Here is a 23,157-nt window from a genome sequence, read left to right as displayed (position 1 = left end):
TGCATCATAAGCTAATAATTTTTAGCCTAAATGTCAGTTAAATACATCATCTATTATTTCCAAATTGATTCCCCAAAAGTGAGGTTTTCCTAATGAGTCAAATGAATAGAGACGATGTACGAGAAAGACTTGGTAATATCGATCAGATCCGCGATATTATTCTTGGAACCCAGCTAAGAGAGTACGAAAATCGATTTAGCAAGCTGGAGTCAGATGTATCTCTCCTGCAACAACAGACACGATTGCATGTTGAGCAACTCAAGTCCAACTTTTCAGCCGAACTAAAAGCGGGATTTGAGTCGCTGGATAAAAAGCTGAAATCACTGAACCTCGCAACTCAAGAAGAAACTCTTGACTTACGGCAACAGGTTGATAGACTTAATAAAAAGTTCTCTAGCAGCGTTCAGTCGCTTGATGAAACCTTAGATAGCCAAACTACCTCGATTCGAGATGAAATCTTTCAAACTAAAGTCCAATTACAAGATGATGTTACGGCATTACGGGATCTGATTTTAGAAGAAATAGATCGGCGCTTCTCACAGCTGACAGACACGAAAGTTTCTAAAGACGATATGGCTGAAACTTTGTTTGCCTTGGGAATGCGTCTGAAAGAAACTGAATTTATTCCTAAATTGCGAGAAGCAGCCAATGAACGCAGCGATGAATATACTGCTGTACCGCTTTTAGAAACTACAAAGTTATCAAAAGTAAGTGTTAACTCACTCTAACAGTACAGCAGAATTAAATTCATAATCAAGTCAGAAAGTAAAGAGATATGAAGGAGATAATGACTCCAAACTCATAACCTCTAACTCACAACCTCTAACTCAGCACTCTAAAAAGGATAACTCAGGTGGAAAATTCGGTTTCTCAATCTGTTGAGTTGAAGTCAGAAACAGCTATGCAGCTTGACAATTTGCTGCATTTGCTTATCGATCTCAAAATTATCGAATCCCCTGAGCAATCTCCTTTATTACCATCAGAAACTGATAAGAGTAATGAGTATATTCCAGAAGAAATTGAATTACTGCAACTTCCTCCAGTGACATTAGAAGTATGTGAAGCTTATTTAGAATCGGATTTTAATTTTCCTCAAGATATATCTAATTACTCACAAACTACTCAAGAAGAATTAGAAGAATCTATTGGAATATTTACAGAATTTGAGGAAAAATTAGACAACTCAGAAGATGCATTGCAAAAATTACGGGAGATATTAGTCGGATATGAGCTAACAGAAATAAACAATATTACAGATAATTTGGAACAAAAATTAACAAAAATAGAGCATCAAATTTACGATCCTAAAGAGTTAATAAATCTACTACTACCGTGGATTTCTGAACTTTTAAGGCTGAAGATTACAGAGTCAAGAGAGGAAATTGTCCAAATAATTGCTCCGATCATTGATGAGACTATCCGCAGTCGCACTGAACAAAATAAAATTAGTATGAGTACAGCGATCGCACCTGTAATTCCTCTAGCTATTTCTCAGCAAATTATTATAGCTCCAGAAGAAGTTTCAGATGCGATCGCTCCGGCAATGGGACGAGCCATAAAAAAGCAAATTGAAATTGAGCAGAATATTGTGGTGGATGCACTCTACCCAGTTATTGGTAGTACCATAGCCAAATATATGGCAGAGACAATCCGTGCCATTAACCGACAAGTTGAAGAAACCCTCAGCGTTGAAGGTATTAAACGTAAAATTCGTGCCAAGCTACAGGGAGTTTCAGAAGCAGAATTAATTCTTAAAGAAGCTCTGCCATTTACAATTCAAGCCATTTTCTTGATTCATAAAACATCTGGTTTAGTTATCTCAGATATTCAGCACTCTCATGTAGAGCAGCTAGAGGCTGAAATGGTAGCAGGAATGCTGACAGCAATTCGTAGCTTTGCCAATGATTGTATCAATCAATCTGGAAGCATAACAGAATTAGATGCAATTGAATATGGAACATCTAAAATAATTTTAGAAGTTGCCGGATACTGTTATTTAGCGATTGTTGTGCGAGGAGAACCAAGCAAAAATTTTATTTGGAAAATGCGGCAAACATTCAGCAAAATTATAAAAATACATGGTAATATAATTGAAAAGTTTGACGGCGATCCAGATTTAATTCCTATTGAAATTCATACACTTCTAGAAGAGCTAAAGAATTCAGATATTCCGGATAAAAAGAAAGCGAAAATCTCGCCACTACAGATATTAGTCTTAACATTTATCGGTACCATTTTAATTCCTTGGGGTATTTGGCAATACCGTAGTGGAGTTATACATACCATTGAAAATCAAGCTTCGTTGGCTCTAACTTCTGTTCCAGAACTAGCCGTATATCGGCTCACTGTACAAGTAGAACACGACAAAATAAAACTAACAGGACGATTACCTAATCAACTTCTTCGCCAGAAAGCCGAGCAAACTGTCAAAATCACTTCTCCTAATTGGTTGATTGACAATCAAATTTTATTAGTAGAAGTACCAGCAGATCCCGTATTAGCTGCTGCTGAAGTCAAACGAGTTACAGCAGTTTTAAATCAGACTAACGATATAGCAATTTCCGCTCAATATATCGCTGGTAAAGTAGCTGTTGAAGGAACTGTCAGCCAAATTGTAGATGCTCAGATTATTGCAAATGCATTTGCACAAATTCCCGGCGTCAAATCTGTGTCTAGTGCGGTGCGAGTAGAACCCCCACAGATTGAAGTTCGATTTTACTTTCAACCCAACTCAGCTAATTTAATGAGAACAGATTTAGCGTACAAGGTTCAACAGGTCAAGTTTTTCCTCGAACAGCACCCAAATAAGCATTTAAAAATCATTGGTTATAGTGACCGTACTGGCGCGAACAAATCTCAAAAATTGGCACTGGCGCGAGCAAAGGCTGTACAACAAGCACTGATTAAATTAGACATCAAGCCATCTCGTCTACAGGTCATTGGTAGGACAAATTTACCACCAGGAATTGATGAAACTCAACCTTTGTGGTTAAGTCGTTGTGTCGCTCTAGAAGCGATAAACAAGCAATTTTAAGTTTATAGTAGTTATGATTTTGATAAAACATTCTCTACTTTCCTTAAACTATGTCTACAATCTCTAAAAAAATATGCTTATTTGGTGATTTTGGTGTTGGGAAAACTAGTCTGATTCGCCAATTTGTAGAGTGTCAGTTTAGTGATGAATATCTTTCAACTGTAGGAGTAAAAATTTCTCGGAAATTGGTTACTATTTCAAAACAAGAGCTACTTTTTGAACCAAACTTACAGTTAATAATTTGGGATATTGAAGGTAGTAATAAGTTTAAAGCAGTTGCTAAAAATTATTTTCAAGGTTCTAAAGGTGCTGTGATAGTCGGTGATGTGACACAAGCAGAAACCCTCAATCATATCCAAGAGCATATTCAAACTTTTTTAGCTGTTAATCCTAACAGCTATATTGTTGTTGCACTGAACAAATCAGATATGATTGCAGCCGAATATTTAGAAAAAATTCGGGAAATGCATCAATTTACTAATCAAGCTAATATATTAGACACTTATGTAACCTCAGCTAAAACTGGTAATAATGTTGATAAAATATTTCAAGCTTTAGCCACTCGTTTAATTTAATTAAGATGAATTCATTTTTTACAAACCTATTAGCTGTATGTGGCATTGAATATTTGATAATTGATGAAAACTTAAAAATTCTAGAGATGTCTTTGGGATTAAATCATTTTGCCGAGCTTCCTAATGAAGTAAAGCTAGGTCAGGATGTTCGGATTGTGTTTCCAGAATTAGAGGGACTGGAAGATGTTTTTGATGCAATTCTCCAGGGAAAACAAGATAATTTTGAATTAAAAGGAATTATGCGATCGCAAGATACGCTTTCTCCTTTATATATTGACATTTGTATTACTAATAATCTCCAAGAAGACCATTCTAGGAATCGACTAACCATTGTTGTCGAAAATGCGACAGAACGGATGGTGCTTGAGCAATCTTTATTTCAAGGTGCAAATGAAGCAAATCTTTTATTACGTAACTTAAAGGCTTCTAAACAATACATTGACCAAATTGTGACATCAATGGCGGATGCTTTGTTAGTGACAACGCTATCAGGCGAGATCAAAAAAATGAATTATGCCGCACAAATATTATTGCAATACAACGAAATAGAACTCATCGGTCAACCGATTGCAAAAGTTATTGAAGAAGCCAATAAATATCCATTGATAATTGATGATATTGATATATCCCACAGTCAAGACATAAATTTTTTAGTAAAAGAAGTAGAAACCGTTTGTTATACCAAAAGTGGTAAAACAATTCCTATAGCTTTTTCATCCTCAATTGTCAAGACACAAATTGAACATTTTCAAGGTTATGTTTACATTTTGCGAGATATGACTGAACGAAAGCAGGCAGAACTTGCTAAACAGGAATTCTTAGCAATGATTAGCCATGAAGTTCGGACTCCCATCGCATCGGTAATTGGTATGGCCGGTTTGTTGCAATATACTGAATTGACTGCTGAACAGCAAGATTTTGTTGAAACCATTTACACCAGTGGAAATTCCTTACTCAAAATTATTAACGATTTCCTTGACTTCTCCAAAATCCAATCGGGTAACTTAGAACTCGAAGAGGAACCTTTTGCTTTGCGAAATTGCATTTATGAGGCTCTTTATCTGCTTGCACCTACAGCTAGAGAAAAAGGTTTAAAACTCACATTTTTAGATAGTCCTCAACTTCCTACTATGATTGTGGGAGATATCACCAGACTGCGCCAAGTCTTGATTAATTTAATCAGTAATGCGATTAAATTTACCGAAACTGGAAGTATAGAAGTTTCAGTTATAATCCGCAGGAATAGCGATATTAATCATTCTTCTACTGCAAATCCTGACGAAATTCAGTTTAGTATTAAAGATACAGGCATTGGAATTCCACGCGATCGCCTAGAGCGTTTATTTAAAGCTTTCAGTCAAGTTAATTCCTCCATTACTCGACAGTATGGCGGTACTGGCTTAGGTCTTGCTATCTGTAAGCAACTGTGCGAGTTAATGGGTGGCAGAATTTGGGTTGAAAGTGAGATGAATGCAGGTAGTACATTTTACTTTACGATTGCCGCTTCTGTGATTTCAGAGGAGTCAGCAGCAGCCAGTGTGGTCTTTTCCCAACAGGAGATACCAAAAGCAATCGAGTCTTTACAAGTGGAGCAACTGGCGTTTAGAAGTCATGAGTTATTCAGCGTCCCCGCGTCTTCTTCCCCGTCTCCTGACTTACATAAATTAAGAATTCTTTTAACTGAAGATAATCTGGTCAATCAGAAAATAGCCTTGAAGCAACTCAAAAGTCTCGGCTACAGTGCTGATATTGCTAATAATGGAAAAGAAGCGTTGCAACTATTAGAAAAGATTCCTTATGATTTAATTCTGATGGATTATCAAATGCCGATTCTCGACGGTTTAGAAACCACAAAACAAATTCATCGTTGGCAAGAAAGCAGCTTTGCTAGTGGTCGTCGTCCTGTAGTAATTGCAATGACAGCTAATGCAATGAAACAAGACAAACAAATGTGTTTAGATGCTGGAATGGACGACTATCTGAGCAAACCGGTGATGAAAGAAACTTTGGCCGCGACACTAGAGTATTGGGGAAATGTAATATTCAAGGCAAAAGAAACAGTTGCCACAAAGCAGACAGTTTCGACAACAAATGTTGGTTCAGTTGAACTCCCAATTGATTGGGAACGCTTGCATCAACTTTCAGAAAATAACCCAGAATTTGAATTTGAACTACTACAAATATTTGTTGAAGATATTCAACCTCGTCTAGAAGTCATAAAAATAGCGATCGCAGATTGTGACTTTGAGCAAATAGCGCTCCAAGTTCATCAAATTAAAGGTTCTAGTGCCAATATGGGAGTTACAACTATGTATCTGGCAGCAGAAAAACTAGAACAATTAGCGATCGACCAAGAGCGTCGAGGTACTATTAACTTAATTGTAGAGTTAGAAGATTTTATTAAACGCATCCAAGAGTTTTTAATCATCAGTCAGTAGTCACGATCTTCTTACTGCAATCATAGGCATTTTTTGTAAGATTTACTAATAAATAAACAGTAACGATTATCTACTGTCGGCTCATAACTCAATTTATCGGCAATGGCGGACATAATTTTTAAACCCCGGCCGCGCTCTCGATTGTTATCCTCAAATTCAGATGTTTGGCGCAATTGCTGTTGTAGGTCAAATGGTTCACCTTGAGACCAGATGCGAATTTCTATGTATTCATCTAACCGCACAGCTTCCATCTCAATTGGAGTTTCAATAGGTAAGTTTTTGTGAGCATGTTCGACAATGTTAGTAAAGCCTTCCATCATCAGCGTTTGACATTGCCACCAAATTTCTTGATCGGGAATAGGTGGTTGATTCATCTGCTCGAACCAAGACAAAACTTGAGGTGAAACTGTCAAATCTGTGTTGACTTGGAGATAAATTTTATTATTCACTTCTTAACTAATAAAATATCGTGGAATCATCATATTCGTTAATTAGTTTATTTAATTTGAGTATTTTTACTATACATTAAAAACTAAATTGCATATAACTTAAATTAAAGCAACTATTTATCAATCATTTTACTTAGTAAACTGTAATTTATGTTTAAAATTCTAGTTATTGATGATGACCCGACAGTACGAGCAGTACTGAAAAGCACACTCCAAAGGCAGGGTTATGAGACTACTGTAGCTAGCAATGGTGAAGAAGGAATTATCCAAGCACAACTGCTACATCCTGCCCTGATTATCTGTGATTGGATGATGTCACAGGTAGATGGGTTAGAAGTGTGTCGTCGAATTAGAACAGATCCAGAATTGGCAACTACTTTTTTTATTCTATTGACAGCTAGGGGAGCAGCTCGAGGAGAGGAAGAAGATAGAGTTAGAGGACTTGATGCGGGAGCGGATGAGTTTATCTCCAAACCAATAGAGATGAATGAATTGAAAGCACGGGTAAGAGCAGGACTAAGGTTACACCAGCTAAATCAGGATTTGCAAAGTCAAAAGCAAGCTTTGGAGACACTCAATCAGGATTTGCAAACTCAAAAGCAAATTTTGGAAGCCGAATTGGCTGAGGCCGCTGATTATGTGCGATCGCTTTTACCCTCACCGCTTGTAGGAGCAGTAACTACAGAAAATCTGTTTATTCCCTCAGCGCAGCTAGGGGGTGATTGCTTCGACCATTATTGGATTGACGAGGATCATTTGGCAATTTATTTGTTAGATGTATCTGGTCATGGGGTGGGTTCAGCCCTCCTATCGGTATCCGTACAGAATGTTTTGCGATCGCAATCTCTACCAAACACTAACTTTTGTCAACCAAGCGAAGTCCTAAAAGCTCTCAATCATGCCTTCCAAATGAGTAAGCACGGTGATAAATACTTTACAATCTGGTATGGAGTTTATCACCGTCTTAAACGTCAACTCATTTATGCCAACGCCGGACATCCACCAGCTTTACTGTTATCTAATACCTCCACAAACAATATCGAAGTTAAACAGCTAACTTCTTTAGATTTACCAATTGGCTTTTTGCCTGAAGTCAAATTTGAGGATGCTGTTTTTCAGGTTGAAGAAAACAGCACTTTATACATTTTTAGTGATGGTGCTTATGAAATTAATCAGTCAGATGGTAAAATTTGGGGGATCGATGCATTCATTGACTTACTAACCAAATATAGTCAGAATACCTGTAATCTCAATCAACTCTTAGCAAAAATTCTCACCTTAAAAAATCAAGACAATCTTGATGATGACTTATCTTTAGTCAAAGTTAACTTTGGTTAGAATAGTCAGTTATGCATACTTACATTTGAATTGTTTAACAGCTTATTGTGTTGCTAATACTTGACGATAAAAGTCATCTTTGTCAGCAAAGGTTTGAAAAATTCTGTCCATTTTAGTTAGTTCAAACAACATTCTAACTTGATCGCTGATTGAACAAACAAACAGTTTAGCTTTAGCAGTTCGTACCATTTGCATTGCTGATACTAAGGCACCTAAACCAGAGCTATCAATAAACTTTACTTCTTTCATATCAATTAACAAAATGTCAGCGCCATTTGCCAGCATACTGCTAACTTCACGACGTAATTCATTACCTCTAATTCCATCTAAAATTCCAGATATTTCTAGTACTTTTACGCTCAAATTCATGGTTTTATTCCCCCATTATGGTAGTTATATTTTGGCATTGAATTAAGGTAAACCGCAATAGAGAAACTGTGTAATTAGCTTGGTTTTACTACTGGTTGATGACTATTATTTGCGATTGCCATAAAAAAGCTAGCATCAACCCATTGCCGAGAAATTTCAAAAGCTTCAAAATAGCCATCTTTTTGACCTAACTCACGTGCCCAGAAGCGAGAGAGAACAAGTATGGCATCAAGTTGCATAAATGCTTTATTTAACTCTGATTCATAACAACCGATCGCTGCAACTTTTTCCTCAATTACAGAGGTGATATCTACAAAAAAGTTGGGTTCAAAACCACGCAAAAAAACAGGTGGTGCTGAATACCACAAGGGTATATTTTTGCGGGTAGCAACATTAGAAACTGCGATCGCACACACTTCATGATCTCTATGTCCATATTTTTCAGGTTGTGGTGCGTGAGTAATAATCAGATCCGGTTGCCAACGCCCAAGAGCTTCTTCAGTAACTTTAATCACTGCTTGTGTGGAGAAATTGCACTCCTCAAGTGTATGAAACTCATAAGTTGCACCGATGATTTTACCAGCCGCATCCGCTTCTTGATAACGTGTACCCTTAACAGGCGAACTAGAAAGACCGCCATCAGTCAAAATTAAGCAACGAACATTCCATCCTGCCTTAGACATCAGACTGAGAGTACCAGCAGCAGGTAGAACTTCATCATCAGCATGAGCATAAATTGTTAAGACAGTTCGCTGACCAAAGTTTTTTAAGTCTGAATGAGTGTTCATAGCTGTTTTTTTCTAGGCTGGATTTATAAGTCATACCAATTTAAAAAAAGAATGCAACAGATACATACTCCCAAACCCTTGTTATATCTGGTTTTCTTAATTTTGAATTTTGAATTTTGAATTGATATCAGTAGTCATCTTCCTTCTGCTCACTCCTCTTATACCAATTTGAAAATGATTGCGACAGATGGAAAACTGAAACACTTATCCAATGGAGATTTCACAATCCAAAATCTAAAATCTAAAATCAAAAATGGTATTACTTACCTTTTAAACCTCTTTTGGAGGCTGCCAAACAGATGCGCGGATGATCGCCCACAAAAGTAATAAATTATAAATAGCCCATGCACCATTAAGCAGGTGAACATCAGGATTATTTAAATGGCCAATAGCGAATTGGGAAAGGCTCCATAACATCCCTAAGATGGTAAGGATAAAAACAACCAACTGCGGCCAAACAAGCCGGAGATAAATCCCGGATTGCCGCTGCTTAGGTGTGACTTGGAAATTGAGTTTTTGCCCTGTGAACACACTCCATACAGCTTGAATTAATAAGGGAAATAAAGCGATCGCATATTGTTCAGAACGCCATACTTCTCTAGCTGGAATGCCCCAAGTAGCTGTAAGAAAAGTCAGACGGTTAATAATAAAAGCTGGGAAAAAGTGTATGGCAAAGTCAGACCCGTAGCTTCTAACTGGAACAATGTCCGTAAAAAAATAGATAATTGGACAAGAAATAAAAACCAGAGTTGCAAAACCAGAGAAATAACTATACATCGTCTTGAAATATTGCAACCTTTGCCAAAACGTTAGCCCTGATTTTGTCAGTGGATTTTCCCTCACTAGCACTTGGATAGTTCCTTGTGCCCAGCGTAACCGCTGTTTTAGAGTAGAACTGAGATCGTCTGGTGCTAAACCTTCTGCCAAAAGTTCATTATGGTAAATAGATTTCCAGCCAGCACTATGCAGACGCATGGCTGTATTCATATCTTCCGTAATGCTATTACTCGATACCCCACCAACTAAATCAAATTCATCTAAACGTTTTTCATCTTTAGCAAAATCATCAGCAAAATTTTGCAGTCCTACACTAACTAATGCCTCACGTCTGAGAATCGCATTTGTACCCGTATAAAACGCAGCATTCATGCCATCTTTACCTTGTTGAAGTGGCCCATAAAATAAATTTGCTCGATGTCCAAAAGGATCGCCTGGAGGAATATTGTAAAAATCCTGGCGGGTCTGTACAAAAGCAATTTGATTCTGGTCGTATTTTCCGTTTAAAAGATTATAGGTATAGAAATAAGGCAGAACTCGCTTGAGAAAATTTCGCTTGGGAATGTGGTCAGCATCTAGAGTAACAATAAAATTTCCTGACGTTTCTCCAGAAAAAATTGCATAATTGATGTTGCCAGCTTTGGCATGATGTGCAACACCAGGCGTCTTCGGACGAGCAATGTAACGAAAACGAGCCAGATCAACTAGTTCTAGTTCTTTTTTGTGAATAGCTTCTTCTAAAGCTTTCCGTTCTATAATGAGGCGATCGCGTAGCGTCTTTGTCGGATAATCGCTAATACTGGGATGAGTCGGAGGTAACCAAAGAATCAGCGATCGCAAACTTTGCACAAATCCAACCGCAGGCTGATTTACCACTGATTCTGATGATGTTTGCAGCCATTTTTCGGCAGCTTGAGTATTAGGTGTCAGATTTTCCAGTTGCTTCAAACGCTCTAACAATCCAGCATGTTCTGCATCAATCCGTTCCGCTTCTAGCTGTAATTGTGGGGACTGCAAATCTTCAATACACAATCTTTCTGTCATCGCTCGCATCTCAGCCGAATTCCCATCATCCAGCACATAAACGCGTAACTTGATGGGCGGATAATCCATTGCTAAGGCAGCTTTGGCAGTTTCTTCGACAATTTTCGACGGCTCATTGTAACAGGTTACAAATACATCCACTGTTGGCCAGTCGGCTCTGGGTATAGGTGGGGTCATCTGGTCGAGAGACTTAATTTGTCTGACTAAAGGTCGCCACAACCCAATTACAAACATGACGCCACCGAAATAACTGTAAATCTCGGCTATCAGTAAAGGAATAGAAATCCAGAGGGCATCAAAATTGATCGAATGGGTGACGCGCCATTGCAAATACCAGATACCAAAAATTAAATTGATTTCTGCTAAATAACGAAATAACAGCGTTCTTTTTTTGAGTAATGAGCGGCTGTTACCAGGAAAGTTTGTTAGAGAAACTGAAGCCATCTTAGTACCAATAATTAATGTATCTGCATCCTCATCAAAATAAGTATTCCCTAGTTAAATTTGTAACTAACAAATTTTTCTCGATCGATCCAAAATTGGCGTTGCTGATTTGAGTTATGAATCTGGATGTAGAGACATAGCACTGCTACATCTCTACAAGGATTTTGGATTACTAGGACTTATACAAAACTACAGACTGTAGGGGCAATTTGATGAATTGCTCTTACCTGAAAATCAGGGTTTTGGTTGTGTTATTTTGTGCCAGTTACTAGATGAGTCTTTTCACTATCTGAAACCCAGTAACTTCCAGAACTATCAGAAGTTAACTTAGTTTGTTGTGTGGCGCTGTTTGGTAGACCTCGCCCAGAATTTCCCTTAGCAACTGTCTGCCACCAAAGGGAGTTCATAGTAGTAATCGGACGAATTAAGGGTTGTCGATTTGTCACATTGTATAGTAGGGATTGCAAAATCATACTGTTGGTGCTGCTGGTGAAACCAACTGCTGTTTTGCCGGTGGTTTCGTAGAAGCCCTCATAAAATCCAATTAATGGATTATATAAGTCAGTCGTTCCTTCTTGTAACTGTTGACTATACTTATTGTCTGGAAGCAGGGCATTATAGGCAAAAGCTACTGCTGTACTTACCAATCGCCCCTTTGGTACTGGTTGACCATCATCTCCTAAAGCTACCCAAGACTCGCCTTGTCCAGTAATTGTACTGTGGACAGTGTAAGGTTTACGATCGATTAAGGTGGTGGCTGAAGCTGTGAGCGTGCCGGTGCGGCGGTAACGTTCAGCTTGTGCTTGAAAAATTGGTTCAAAGAGCGATCGCATTTTTGGATCTAATCCAAACTCCAATCCATAGAGTACAAAAGGATTGCTAACTGTGTATTGGTTAACTTTAGAATTAGTATCTGTGCGATGGCGTTGAATTGGGACTTTCAATCCTTCCACTGAGGCAGTTTGATATTTACCCCCAACAGCAGAACGATCGAGATTGAACCCCCATAATTGAAAAGCACGAGCGGCATATTCCTCATAACCCAAGCGGATTTCTGGGTTAACGCGGGTGAGATATCGCCCATCTTGCTCTTTGGTAACGGTGGCACTGGAGAGAATACCTTCACGCACCACACGCAAGTATGACCAATCCAGGACAATTTTATCTACAGCAGCCGTGTATTCTGGATGACAGCTTTTTAAGTTGTACAGCGCTGCCAGCATTCTACCCAAATCTAAAGCTGACCAACCGTTGCCTTCGGGAACTGGATTACCACCATAATCGATTGGTTGGAGCGATCGCGTATCATAACTCCGACTTGGCAATTCCCCAGCAAATAACGGTAACTTTGTCAAAGCTCCTAAAAGATGGCGGGTGCGCTGGTCAAATTCTTTCGGGGTAATTGTATCGAGCGATCGCGCTGCATGGAGTGCTGCCAGATAATCTCCCAATCCCCAGAGGGTTGCACCTTTGAAATCACTGCGATCGTCTATCAGCCCACTCTTAGCGTGATAATTCGCTTGGAAGTATCGCCAAGCCGCCTCTGCATAGCGCCGTTCAACAGGCGTTAACGATCGCTCTAGTTTCAGCTTAGATGATGACTGGGGACTATCCACTGGTGGAATAGGTGCAACAGCTACTTCTGTAGGTTTAGAAGTTGCGATCGGAGTCGTAACAGTAGAATTTGGTTGATTTGCAGGTGTTGTACCAGAGGCATTTTCACTAGGTTTGCCAGTAGAATTCGGTTGATTTGAGGATGTTGCAGAAGAAGCATTCTCACTAGGCTTGCTAGTAGACACACTCGCAGAAGCCGAAGCAATTAAAGGGTGATTTCCCTTAGCCTTGTAGTATAAAATCTCCAAAATTAACCCATTCGTATTACCTGTTAAAGCTTTGTTGGGTTGTTTTGATTCTTCATAGATGCCAGCATAGTAACCGCTATCATCAGGACTGCGAAGATCCTTGACTGCATCAAAAACTTTTTGGGCATAAGCATTATCTGGAAATAGATAGCGCCAGCCAAAAGCAGCTTTTGTACTAAGGCTGCGAAACTGTGGATAAGGTTGATTGGTATCGGTAATAGTTGCCCAGTTTGTACCGTTGGCGTAAACGGTATTGTAGAGAAAATAAGGTGCTTGGTCGATATTATCTTCTGTTACCGCAGTTAACTGACCTGTGGTATCAAAACGCCGTTTTTGCACATCTAAAACCCTAGCAGCAAAATCAGCTAATTCACCTTGCAAGCCAAATTCAATCCCATCAAGGATATAAGACTCACTCACAACATAATTATTAGCGTTGGTGGTTTGAAAGTCACGCGTATCAACGGGAATTTGCACACCATTAACTTCGACCAATTTAAACGGTTCTAAAGCAATAGCTTTGGGTGCTGAGAAACCCCAAAGTTGATAACCCCTAGCGGCGTATTCTTCGTAGCCGAGTCGTCCCTCTTGCACTAGTAAGGTTTTGTTGTCAGGGAGAACAGTCGCGCCATAAAGTTGTTCATCTTTGAGCGATCGCGCCACCTGCCACTTCGCTATAATTCCTTTGAGCCAGTCATTATATTGCGGATGGCAGGTACGGATGACATCAAACGCAGCCAATATTCGCCCAACATCCAAAGCAGACCAGCCAAGACCACGCTCTACTGGATTGTTACCATAATCAACCATCTGTGCGGTGGCTGCGTTATAGACTTTATTGGGCAAAGCATCTTCAAATAACTTTAGACTGCTAAGAGTCGTCAAAAACTTATTGAGGCGAGAATCAAAGTCTGCTTGATCGGTAAGATTCAACCATCGTGCAGCATTCAATGCCATCAGGTAGTTACCCATATCCCAGAGTGTACCTGAAGGATAACCCCCAGTAGAATTGGTAAATCCCGTTGCTGGCTGATAATTTTTGACAAAATACTGCCAAGCTCCACGAGCATAAGTTTGTTCTTCAGATGTGAGCGGGGTTGTAATATTGCTACAGCTATTGGAATTTTGAGATAAGACTGGTGTCGGGATGTAAAACAAAAATTGCAGAAATGTTCCAATTAGGAACAATGCAATCCATCTCAACAGCTTTTGTTGAGGGAGTTTGTATAGCATAATTCAAAGAAATAGTTAGGATTTAGCAACGTCATAGCACATCTGTACAGCTATATTCATAAATAGAGATGTATTGAATGAGTCAAGTAGCGCTAGTAAATGATATTCGGAAAAAATCTGGAAATCAGGGTGAATTATACGGAAATTTTCTATACTGTTTCCTTAAATGGGGACTATATACGGAAGAAGTTTGTATTTTTCCCAAAAAGAGATTTTATAGAGAAAATTTATTTCTATATATACATTACAAAAAATTACAGTTGCGTAAGTCCTGTTTAATTAACTATTTCAAATATTTCTACCGCAGAGATGCCACCTCTGCTACCCAAGGTGAATATTGTAGATATCCCAGTAGCTATCCATTATTCGGTAAGCACCATCGATGAGTTGTTATATCAAGTCCTGTAGAAAATCAAAATAGGGGAAAATGGAAGCTAAGATACTCAAAATTAATTTTGAGACTAAACCGTTTAGTTTAAAATAGTGATTAGTAAATTTTTGACTTACTTGTAACTAATAATTTCTTGAGAAGTTACGATGAAATCACAATCGAATTTTAGTTAAAATATTTCCTTCCCAGGCAAATAAAACCATTAAACAGCAATGCCTCTTCCGTCGAATTTTACCAATTTATAGTAAATCTCACTTATCAAATCCCATGCCACATCGTCATTATCCTCCCGCTTACTTACGATATCTTAAAGCCAGGTTATGGAATTTAGGGCGGCCTGGTTTTTGGGGAACTGCGATTTTTTTATCTGTAGTTGGGCTAGCAACCTGGGAATACTGGTCAAATCCAGATATTTTCGTTTATAAGCAAAAAAAACCAGTCGTTTTACAAAAGTCTGCTGATTCTTCCCTGTCAGAAGAAAACAAAGCTATTGCAGCAGATATTGATAACCTGCCAGCTTTATTTAATGACTTTGAGCAAGGAACTGTCTCATCAACGGCAAATGCGCCTGAACAACAGGCTGAGGCGAAAAAGAGCAAAGGCTTATTAGATGATGTAATTAACAAACAAAAGTCTGCTAATAATACCAAATTAAATCCTGGTTTAGGTGTTAACGGCGACACCTCCCCAGCCGCAAAAAATCCCTTTGTCCAACAAACAGACAATTTATTGCGTACTGGAACAGTTGATAGTAGTAACCCGTTTCTAGGTCTTAAAACTTTTAATACGGCATCTGAACCAACAGGGGGAGACCAAACATCTTCTAGCTTGGGTGTTGGATTCACTAATCAAGCCAATAAAAATCAAAATTCTCTCTCTATCGACCCTCTGCAAGCAGCGCTTAATCAATCGACAAACCAGAAATTGTCTAGCTTCAGTAGTAACACTGCAACTCAGACAAATGCTGTAGGGCAAGTTTCCGCTCCAGGAACAACCTTAATACCACCTAGCAATAGCTTAACCAGTCAGAATTCTCTACCAAACACTGGGTTAACTACTGGGACAGGTAACACATCAACGGGTACGAACTTACCACAAAATCCCTACAATACCTACACTAATTTAAATAACGGTCAAGTAGTGCCTAATAATGGGTTAAGTACGGGTACGAACTTACCGCAAAATCCCTACAATACCTACACTAATTTAAATAACGGTCAAGTAGTCCCTAATGTAGCACCAAGTAATACTGTACCTTACTCTAGCCAAAGTCCGAGTCAAAGTGTTGTCCCACCCACAAACCCTGTAGGTTATGGGAATTATGGCTTGCAGCAACCGACCCAAATACCACAAACTAATTATGGGAATAATGTGTTGCAACAACCAACTCAACTACCACAGTCTAATTATGGGAATTATGGCTTGCAACAACCGACCCAAATACCACAAACTAATTATGGGAATAATGTGTTGCAGCAACCAACACAGTCTAATTCCGTATATCTTCTTCGCCAACTTCGAGACAAGTATAAAAATCCGGGTCAAAACTGATTTTAAGTACGTTGGCTAGAAAAAGTCTAGCTAAGGTGATTGTGGGCTATTTGGAATCATCGGAACTTCTGGTGTTTCGGGTTGTTGCTGTTGTCGTTGCAAATATTTACTCAATACATAAGCCATATCCCCACGGGTTACGGGTTTTAATGGGGAAATATTGCCTTGAGCATCTGTATTCAGAAATCCCTCAGTCGCTACTGTCGCGATCGCTTTTCTTGCCCAAGTTGGGATAGACTTTTCATCTGGATGTGAAGCCAGAATCTCATTTACAGCAGCATCAGGAAATTGAAATACACCATAAGCCTGGGCGAAAATAGCCAGAGCTTCTGCCCTTGTCACTTTTTGGTTAGGAAAGAATTCATTACCCCGATAACCTTTCATGATGTCAGTTTTTAGGACTGTCTGTATATCATTAAATGCCCAATAAGAACGAGGAACATCTGGAATAGTTAAATTTTCTTTGGTAACAGCTTCTCTTTTATCTAGGCGAAATGCTTTGACCATAATCGAGGCTAATTCTGCCCGACTCACTAACCTTTCGGGATAAAATTTGCCATCGGGAAAGTTTGTCATCCATTTAACAGCAGTTACCTGTTGAATGGAATCAGCTGGTATTTCAGAAGTAGATTCTGGTACTTGAGCAATTGCTGGCAAGCTTTGTAGGAGTGCCATTAAAGAGAGAGTAATTGAAAGCTGACGGATCATAATAACCACTTGTAGCTGCAAACGTGAATTGAAAAAACTACGTTACTGAGGTGAACGTAAAACTTAATCTCAGTTAATTAATGACGAATTTCGGCTAGGCGATGTTGCATAGCTACGTAATACGCCAGCTGGTTTTGATCGTCAAAAGAGTGGAAATCAGCAAAAACTTGTTTTTTACCTTTGATGTTTTGGCGTTATCCGCCCACTACTATGGACTATAGTCAGTTTTTCAGGAGTTTTGGGAATGACAACAACAGATCCCGTCAAGTTAATGAAGCAAGAAGTTGGCAAAGCCGCCGCCGCCCTGGTCAAATCGGGTTCCATTGTCGGGTTGGGTACGGGGTCAACTACAGCATATACGATTCAGTTTTTAGGCGATCGCCTCAAGTCGGGCGAACTCAAAGATATCATTGGTATACCTACCTCGTTTCAGTCAGAAGTGCTGGCGAAGCAGTACGGTGTCCCTCTCGCCACCTTGGATGCTATTGACCGCATCGATATTGCCATTGATGGTGCAGATGAAGTCGATCCGCAAAAGAATTTGATTAAAGGCGGTGGTGCAGCACATACCCGCGAAAAAGTTGTAGATTACCTGGCAGAACAGTTCATCGTCGTGGTAGACAGTGGCAAGTTAGTAGACCGCTTAGGTTCTAGTTTTGCTGTGCCCGTGGAAGTGATTCCAATGGCAATTACTCCTGTAACCAATGCCATCAAAAAACTCGGTGGTAAACCAGAACTCCGCATGGGTGTAAAAAAAGCTGGGCCAGTAATCACCGATCAAGGAAACTTTGTCTTAGATGTCAGATTTGACTCTATCGAAGATCCAGCCGGACTAGAAAAGACATTGAATAACATTCCCGGCGTTCTGGAAAATGGTATCTTTGTTAACTGTGTCGATTTAGTTTTAATTGGCGAAGTGAAAGATGGTCAGCCATTAGTGCGGCAACTGTAAGAATTTTGGATTTTAGATGTCTCTAAAATCCAAAATTAAGCAATAGACATCTGGTGAAATTAATTATGCGTTATCCAGAACCCTTGTAGAGACGTAGCACTGCTATGTCTCTTTTTTACTACAGGCTAGAACTGAGTGCTAGACAATGACATTAGTACCGACTACCAGATTTGTAGCTGTGAAATTACTTAAATTTGCTAAGGTGTAAGGCGAATTATTACTAGAGACTTGAACTAGCGTAGAAGTATCCGATTGCACAAATTTTAGGTAGCTATCTAAGATGGGATTGCTGCCACTGTAGCCTAGACTCTTAAGTAGGTCAGTCAGGACTAATTTATCCTCGCTCTGATTAAAGTCAGTGATAGCTTCACCATAATAAGTCAAGGTTTTGTACACGAACTGGTCATGACCGCTACCACCAGTCAAGATATCGTTATCTTCAAAAGGATTTTTTCTTTCGACAAAGAAGATGTCATCACCAGCACCGCCGATGACGCTATCCTTACCAGCACCACCAATCAGGGTATCATTACCAGTACCACCAAGTAGGGTATCATTACCAGCACCACCGCGGAGTAGGTCGTTCCCACTCTTACCATCTATGCGGTCATCACCCCCTAGACCATTAATGACATCTGCTGAGTTATCATAACCATTGACATTGTTATTTAGGTCATTGAGAAAGGTGACTGTGTTTTTGTTGAAGATGGTGCTTTGCGTGGAATTGGCATCGAAGACATCAAAGCTGTCACTAATACTGCTTTGCCCATCAAACAGGATATTGCCCAGCGTTGATAAGTTGTCTAGCTTTTCTAGCGGAAAGTTTTCCAGGATAACTTTATCATCAGCCACCCCTTCAAAAGTGATTTCTAGATTGCTACCATTCTGGGTGAGTAGAAGATTTCGGGCTGTCAATCCAGCACCTTGGAATTTGAGGGTATCCAATTCAGTAGCGATCGCTGCCGAGGGATTAGAGCCTTTACCTACGCCAGTGAAATCAGTGATGATATCAACACCATCACCTAAATTGTAAACAAATTTATCTTTGCCACCGCCACCAGTTAGGATGTCGTTGCCTTGATTACCTGTGATGGTATCGTTCCCGGCTTTAGCGTTAATGATGTTATTGTAGTTGTCGCCCACTAGATTATCAGCGCCATTGGCTCCATTTAGCCCGTTGAACTCTAAGGCACCAATATCAACTGTACCCTCAGATATTCTGTCAAATCCAGCGCCGCGTTGGTCGGTGGTGATACCTGTTGGAATTAGAGCATTACTACCTGCATTAATGGCAGGACTATCTCCAATCAAGGCATTAGTAAAGGTTGCACCACCGTTATTTTGCAGCGGACTGAGTTTGGGATCGATGGGGTTGGCGCTGGTGCCGACGAGTGTGCTGGTAGTAAAGCCAGTACTACCAGTGCGATCGCCAATCAGGTTATTGCCGAGGTCAGTGAAAGTACCGAAAACGTCGCCCTGTAAGCCGAAGTTGCCTGCAATGATAGTATTCCCAACAATCACAGTGCCATCAGAGTCATTGAAAACACTTCTACCTTTCCCACCAAAAACATCATAAAAACCATCAACATCAAAATTACTATATGATTGGATGTAATTCTTGGTAATAGTGCTGTTGGTGAGGGTAAGAGTGCCTTTGTTAAAGATGGCGTTGCCATCTTTGTAGGAGCTATTGCTAGAGACAGTACTGTTGTTAAAGTTGAAGATCCCTTGGTTATAGATGCCGCCGCCATTGGTTGCACGACTGTTAGAGACTGTGCTGTTAGTGATGGTGACGTTGCCTGTGTTAAATATGCCACCACCGTAGCTATCTATTAAATAACTGCCAGGCCCTCCACGGGTATAATTAGCTACGGTATTCAGGTCATTGTTAGAGACTGTGCTGTTAGTGATGGTGACGTTGCCTGTGTTAAATATACCGCCACCGTAATTATTTGCTCTATTCCCAGAAACAGTGCTTCCCGTTAGGTTAAGGTTGCCTGTGTTAAAGATACCACCACCAAACGACAATCCCCTATTATCAGCGACAGTGGTGTTAATCAGGTTAAGGCTGCCTCTGTTAAAGATACCGCCTACCAACCCAGCATTATTAGAGATAGTGCTGTTGGTCAAACTGAGGGTGGCATTGCGATTGAGCAAAATACTACCGGCGGCATTACTAGCGTTAGTAATTTTCAAGCCATCAATGCTAGCATCTGTCGCTGTTCCTGATATCTCAAATACGCCTGATGAATTATTGCCGCTCACAGTCAGGCTAGATGCCCCAGTCCCTAAGATGGTAACATCATCAGCGATCGTCAATTTCCCAGAGGTGAGAGTAATGATATCTGGAATGGTATCAGCGAACACACCTGCAAAGGTAATAGTATCTGCCCCAACAGTACTATTGGCATTGAGAATAGCCTGTCGCAACGAACCTGTTCCAGAATCGTTGGTATTAGTTACTACTGTGTCAGTATTAACAGGTGGCGTGATACTGGACTGGACTTCATAAGCACCAATATCAACTACACCCCCGGATATCCGACCAAATCCAGCGCCTCTTTGGTCAGTAATAAGACTACCAGAAACTAAGGTATTATTACCTGCGTTAATGGCGGGACTACCTGTAAGTAAAGCATGAGTAAAGGTTGCACCGCCGTTATTTTGCAGGGAACCAAGTTTTGGGTCAATGGGGGTGGCGCTAGTACCAACTAAGGTGCTGGTGGTAAAACTAGTGCTACCAGTATTATTGCCAATCAGGTTATTGCCAGAGTCCGTGAAAATGCCAGCTACATCGGGGTTGATATTGCCGAAGGTGGATTTGTCGAAGTTGCCTGCAACGATCGTGTTCGCAACAGTGATAGTCCCAGCACTGTTGAAAACGCCGCCACTGTCGCCAGTACCATCGCCATTAGAGTCAGCTGTGTTATTGGTAACTGTGGTATTGAGTAAGTTGAGGGTATTATCGTTATAAATACCGCCACCGTCGGAAGTCGCTGTATTACCAGATACAGTACTGTTATTCAAGATAGCTGAACTTGAGGCCCCACCATATGGATCGTCATCGATGCCTAAGTTAGAGATGCCGCTTCCTGTATTTCCAGAGACACTACTATTGGTAAGCCTAAGAAAGCTGCCTAAGTTAGATATACCCCCTTCCGTATTACCAGAAACACTGCTATTGGTCAGGTCGAGGATACCAGAGTCATAGCTTCCATAGCCGATTAAAGCGGCATTATTATAGATACCGAATCTAGTATTACTAGAAACACTGCTATTCGTTAGACTGACTCTACCACCTCCATTAGAGATGCCGTCTCCCGTATTTCCAGAGATACTGCTGTTAGTTAAGTTAAGAATGCCATAACTGGCATCGATAATGTCAGTTGAGCCGAGAAAACCACTTATGGCATTGCTAACATTAATGCCGCTTCCAGTATTGCTAGAAACACTGCTATTTGTTACGGTGACGATGCCAGAGCTATTGATGCCGCCTCCAACATTTCCAGAGACAATACTGTTAGTGAGGTTGAGGATGCCAAAGCTATTAACAAAAATACCGCCACCAAGGGTATCATTACCATTAGCAACAGTCAAACCATCAATGCTAACATCTGTTCCTAATCCCGATATCTCAAACACTCCAGAAGCATTATTTGCACTCACAGTAAGCTTAGATGCTCCAGTTCCCAAGATAGTGATATTATCGGTAATGGTCAGTTGCCCAGAGGTGAGGCTGATTACATCTGGAGTGTCATCGGTGAACACGCCTTCAAAAGCGATCGCATCATCCTCAGTAGAAGCATTCGCTAATTTAATTGCCTCCCGCAGGGTGGTAATGCCGTTATTCGCATCGCCATCATCTACGTCTTGGGTACTATTCACCGTAAACGTTGCTAGTACTCCTGCGTAAGCTTCTCGCGTCGTTTCTGCAAACGCCAGATTTACTTCCATATCAGCAGTGCGAACTTCTAACTCCCAGTTACCGCCTAATGCTGTATTACCGATTCTCTGACGCGAAGCAGCAATATTTGCCCCTGTGAGTTGGTGCAGTTTTTCTACAAATTCTTCCCCCGCATCACCCAAAGCTACATTGCAACCATAGATGAGTAAGTTAATAGGGTTATCGGCTTTGCCAGAGGTGGAAAATATCTTCTGCCATTGTTGGAGTTGCTGGCTGTATTCGTCGAGGGTATCAATTCCTAAATGGGTATTTCCCAATTGTAAGCAACCTGGGACACCGTGGCACACAATATGAATGTTAGCTAAATTCGACCCATGTCTAACGATAAGTCGCTGCGCGTCTGCCCAACTCGTCAGAATTTTCGTAATTTGTTCAACACCGTTCTGTGTCGAGTCAAGCACGAACACTTGGCTATTGGGAAGCACGCCACTGACTAAATGACTATAGTCTTCAACCGCCGTATCGATGAAGACCAAACTATGGGTAATGGAAAGTGGGGAATTTTCTGAGAAGTGTGAGGTATGTAGCTTTGCCATTTTGTTACTTCCAGCTAAGGTAATGAGAAAAACTCAAACCGACTTCAGCCTTGTAATTACAGGGTTTTCACACAACTACTGAGAGTAAAAAACTAGATTTTACTAATTATTTTCCCTTTTTTTGCCATCATCTGGCAAGTTGCCGCTTTTGTAAAGCAATAAAAGTATGTAATTTTACCGGGTTCCCCGACTCGCATCTAGTAGATATATCAAAAATCAGTTTTTATGCTGGTTTATCCTAAAAACCTCGATTTTTTGCCCTCTAAACGCGGTTTTTCAAGTTTTGTTGAGATCGTGCCAGATATAGGACTCATATTTGATTTTTGCGAGGCTAGGTACAACTTTATTCCTTCTTCCCAGTCCCCAATCTCCATTACCCCTTATCCCCAGAGGAGGCCCCACCATCCCCAGTCCCTTACCTCTACGAGTGATTCTCCAAATCAAATCGGATTGCTATATTTATCTGAAAAGAACTTTTATCAAATCCCAAAAATCGCTTTAGCCCGTCTTCCGCTTTAAGCTTGCCGCACTCCCGCGCTATCATCTGAGAAAGATAAAACTGTTGCGATCGTGGGGAGGTCTTTCTCACTTCAGAAATTCCAACAACTAAATCATCCCGTAAAATAGACAGGCAAGAACCCTGCCCGATAAAAATATGGGAAAATTTTTGGGAAATCTTTCAAGACTCAGGACTCGCTACTTAT

14 protein-coding genes are annotated in these 23,157 nt (G+C 40.2%); 7 read left to right on the top strand and 7 right to left on the bottom strand.

The genetic code is table 11. From position 1 onward, the window contains the following. Nucleotides 1-101 precede the first annotated feature (101 nt). The 4 genes from RMY32_RS19680 to RMY32_RS19665 all read left to right on the top strand — a co-directional run bounded on the left by RMY32_RS19680 (nucleotide 102) and on the right by RMY32_RS19665 (nucleotide 6,047). Complete coding sequence (locus RMY32_RS19680) at nucleotides 102-728, top strand: hypothetical protein (protein ID WP_409883485.1); 627 nt, start codon at nucleotides 102-104, stop codon at nucleotides 726-728. Nucleotides 729-853: 125 nt separating this feature from the next. After that, nucleotides 854-3,034 carry an OmpA family protein gene (locus RMY32_RS19675; protein ID WP_322712192.1) on the top strand — a complete coding sequence of 727 codons (2,181 nt, stop codon included), beginning with the start codon at nucleotides 854-856 and terminating at the stop codon, nucleotides 3,032-3,034. A 50-nt stretch (nucleotides 3,035-3,084) separates the two neighbouring features. Beyond that, nucleotides 3,085-3,609, top strand: a complete 525-nt coding sequence (locus RMY32_RS19670; RefSeq protein WP_322712191.1) for a Rab family GTPase — start codon at nucleotides 3,085-3,087, stop codon at nucleotides 3,607-3,609. 5 nt (nucleotides 3,610-3,614) lie between these two features. Then, complete coding sequence (locus RMY32_RS19665; RefSeq protein ID WP_322712190.1) at nucleotides 3,615-6,047, top strand: ATP-binding protein; 2,433 nt, start codon at nucleotides 3,615-3,617, stop codon at nucleotides 6,045-6,047. Nucleotides 6,048-6,067: 20 nt separating this feature from the next. Here the strand turns inward: RMY32_RS19665 and RMY32_RS19660 are convergent, their stop codons facing one another. Further along, nucleotides 6,068-6,496: an anti-sigma regulatory factor gene (locus RMY32_RS19660; protein ID WP_322712189.1), complete on the bottom strand. Its 429-nt coding sequence runs from the start codon at nucleotides 6,494-6,496 to the stop codon at nucleotides 6,068-6,070. A 150-nt stretch (nucleotides 6,497-6,646) separates the two neighbouring features. Between RMY32_RS19660 and RMY32_RS19655 the strand changes: the two genes are divergently transcribed. Continuing rightward, nucleotides 6,647-7,834 (top strand): SpoIIE family protein phosphatase, encoded by a 1,188-nt coding sequence (locus tag RMY32_RS19655; RefSeq protein WP_322704041.1) that lies wholly within the window; start codon nucleotides 6,647-6,649, stop codon nucleotides 7,832-7,834. Between the two features lie 42 nt (nucleotides 7,835-7,876). On the opposite strand, the gene RMY32_RS19650 is transcribed toward RMY32_RS19655, so the two are convergent. The 4 genes from RMY32_RS19650 to RMY32_RS19635 all read right to left on the bottom strand — a co-directional run bounded on the left by RMY32_RS19650 (nucleotide 7,877) and on the right by RMY32_RS19635 (nucleotide 14,351). Continuing rightward, nucleotides 7,877-8,203 (bottom strand): STAS domain-containing protein, encoded by a 327-nt coding sequence (locus tag RMY32_RS19650; protein ID WP_322704042.1) that lies wholly within the window; start codon nucleotides 8,201-8,203, stop codon nucleotides 7,877-7,879. Nucleotides 8,204-8,277: 74 nt separating this feature from the next. Next, nucleotides 8,278-8,991, bottom strand: a complete 714-nt coding sequence (locus tag RMY32_RS19645) for a PIG-L deacetylase family protein (protein ID WP_322704043.1) — start codon at nucleotides 8,989-8,991, stop codon at nucleotides 8,278-8,280. A 270-nt stretch (nucleotides 8,992-9,261) separates the two neighbouring features. Continuing rightward, nucleotides 9,262-11,256 carry a glycosyltransferase gene (locus RMY32_RS19640; RefSeq protein WP_322712188.1) on the bottom strand — a complete coding sequence of 665 codons (1,995 nt, stop codon included), beginning with the start codon at nucleotides 11,254-11,256 and terminating at the stop codon, nucleotides 9,262-9,264. 251 nt (nucleotides 11,257-11,507) lie between these two features. Further along, nucleotides 11,508-14,351: a DUF3131 domain-containing protein gene (locus RMY32_RS19635; RefSeq protein WP_322712187.1), complete on the bottom strand. Its 2,844-nt coding sequence runs from the start codon at nucleotides 14,349-14,351 to the stop codon at nucleotides 11,508-11,510. A gap of 658 nt (nucleotides 14,352-15,009) precedes the next feature. Here RMY32_RS19635 and RMY32_RS19630 point away from each other — a divergent pair. Continuing rightward, a complete protein-coding gene (locus RMY32_RS19630; protein WP_322712186.1) occupies nucleotides 15,010-16,293 on the top strand; it encodes a hypothetical protein in 1,284 nt (427 codons plus the stop codon). A gap of 30 nt (nucleotides 16,294-16,323) precedes the next feature. On the opposite strand, the gene RMY32_RS19625 is transcribed toward RMY32_RS19630, so the two are convergent. Further along, nucleotides 16,324-17,001 (bottom strand): S-layer homology domain-containing protein, encoded by a 678-nt coding sequence (locus tag RMY32_RS19625; protein WP_322672417.1) that lies wholly within the window; start codon nucleotides 16,999-17,001, stop codon nucleotides 16,324-16,326. Between the two features lie 244 nt (nucleotides 17,002-17,245). Here RMY32_RS19625 and rpiA point away from each other — a divergent pair, with 244 nt between their 5' ends. Continuing rightward, nucleotides 17,246-17,953: a ribose-5-phosphate isomerase RpiA gene (gene rpiA, locus RMY32_RS19620; RefSeq protein WP_322712185.1), complete on the top strand. Its 708-nt coding sequence runs from the start codon at nucleotides 17,246-17,248 to the stop codon at nucleotides 17,951-17,953. 138 nt (nucleotides 17,954-18,091) lie between these two features. Here rpiA and RMY32_RS19615 read toward each other — a convergent pair whose 3' ends face one another. Then, nucleotides 18,092-22,453, bottom strand: a complete 4,362-nt coding sequence (locus tag RMY32_RS19615; protein WP_322712184.1) for a DUF4347 domain-containing protein — start codon at nucleotides 22,451-22,453, stop codon at nucleotides 18,092-18,094. Between the last annotated feature and the right edge of the window lie 704 nt (nucleotides 22,454-23,157).

The sequence above is a fragment of the Nostoc sp. ChiSLP03a genome (genome assembly GCF_034531215.2).
Lineage (GTDB): Bacteria > Cyanobacteriota > Cyanobacteriia > Cyanobacteriales > Nostocaceae > Nostoc.
Note: the sequence above shows the minus strand (reverse complement) of the source record. Positions and strands in the feature narration are given on the sequence as shown.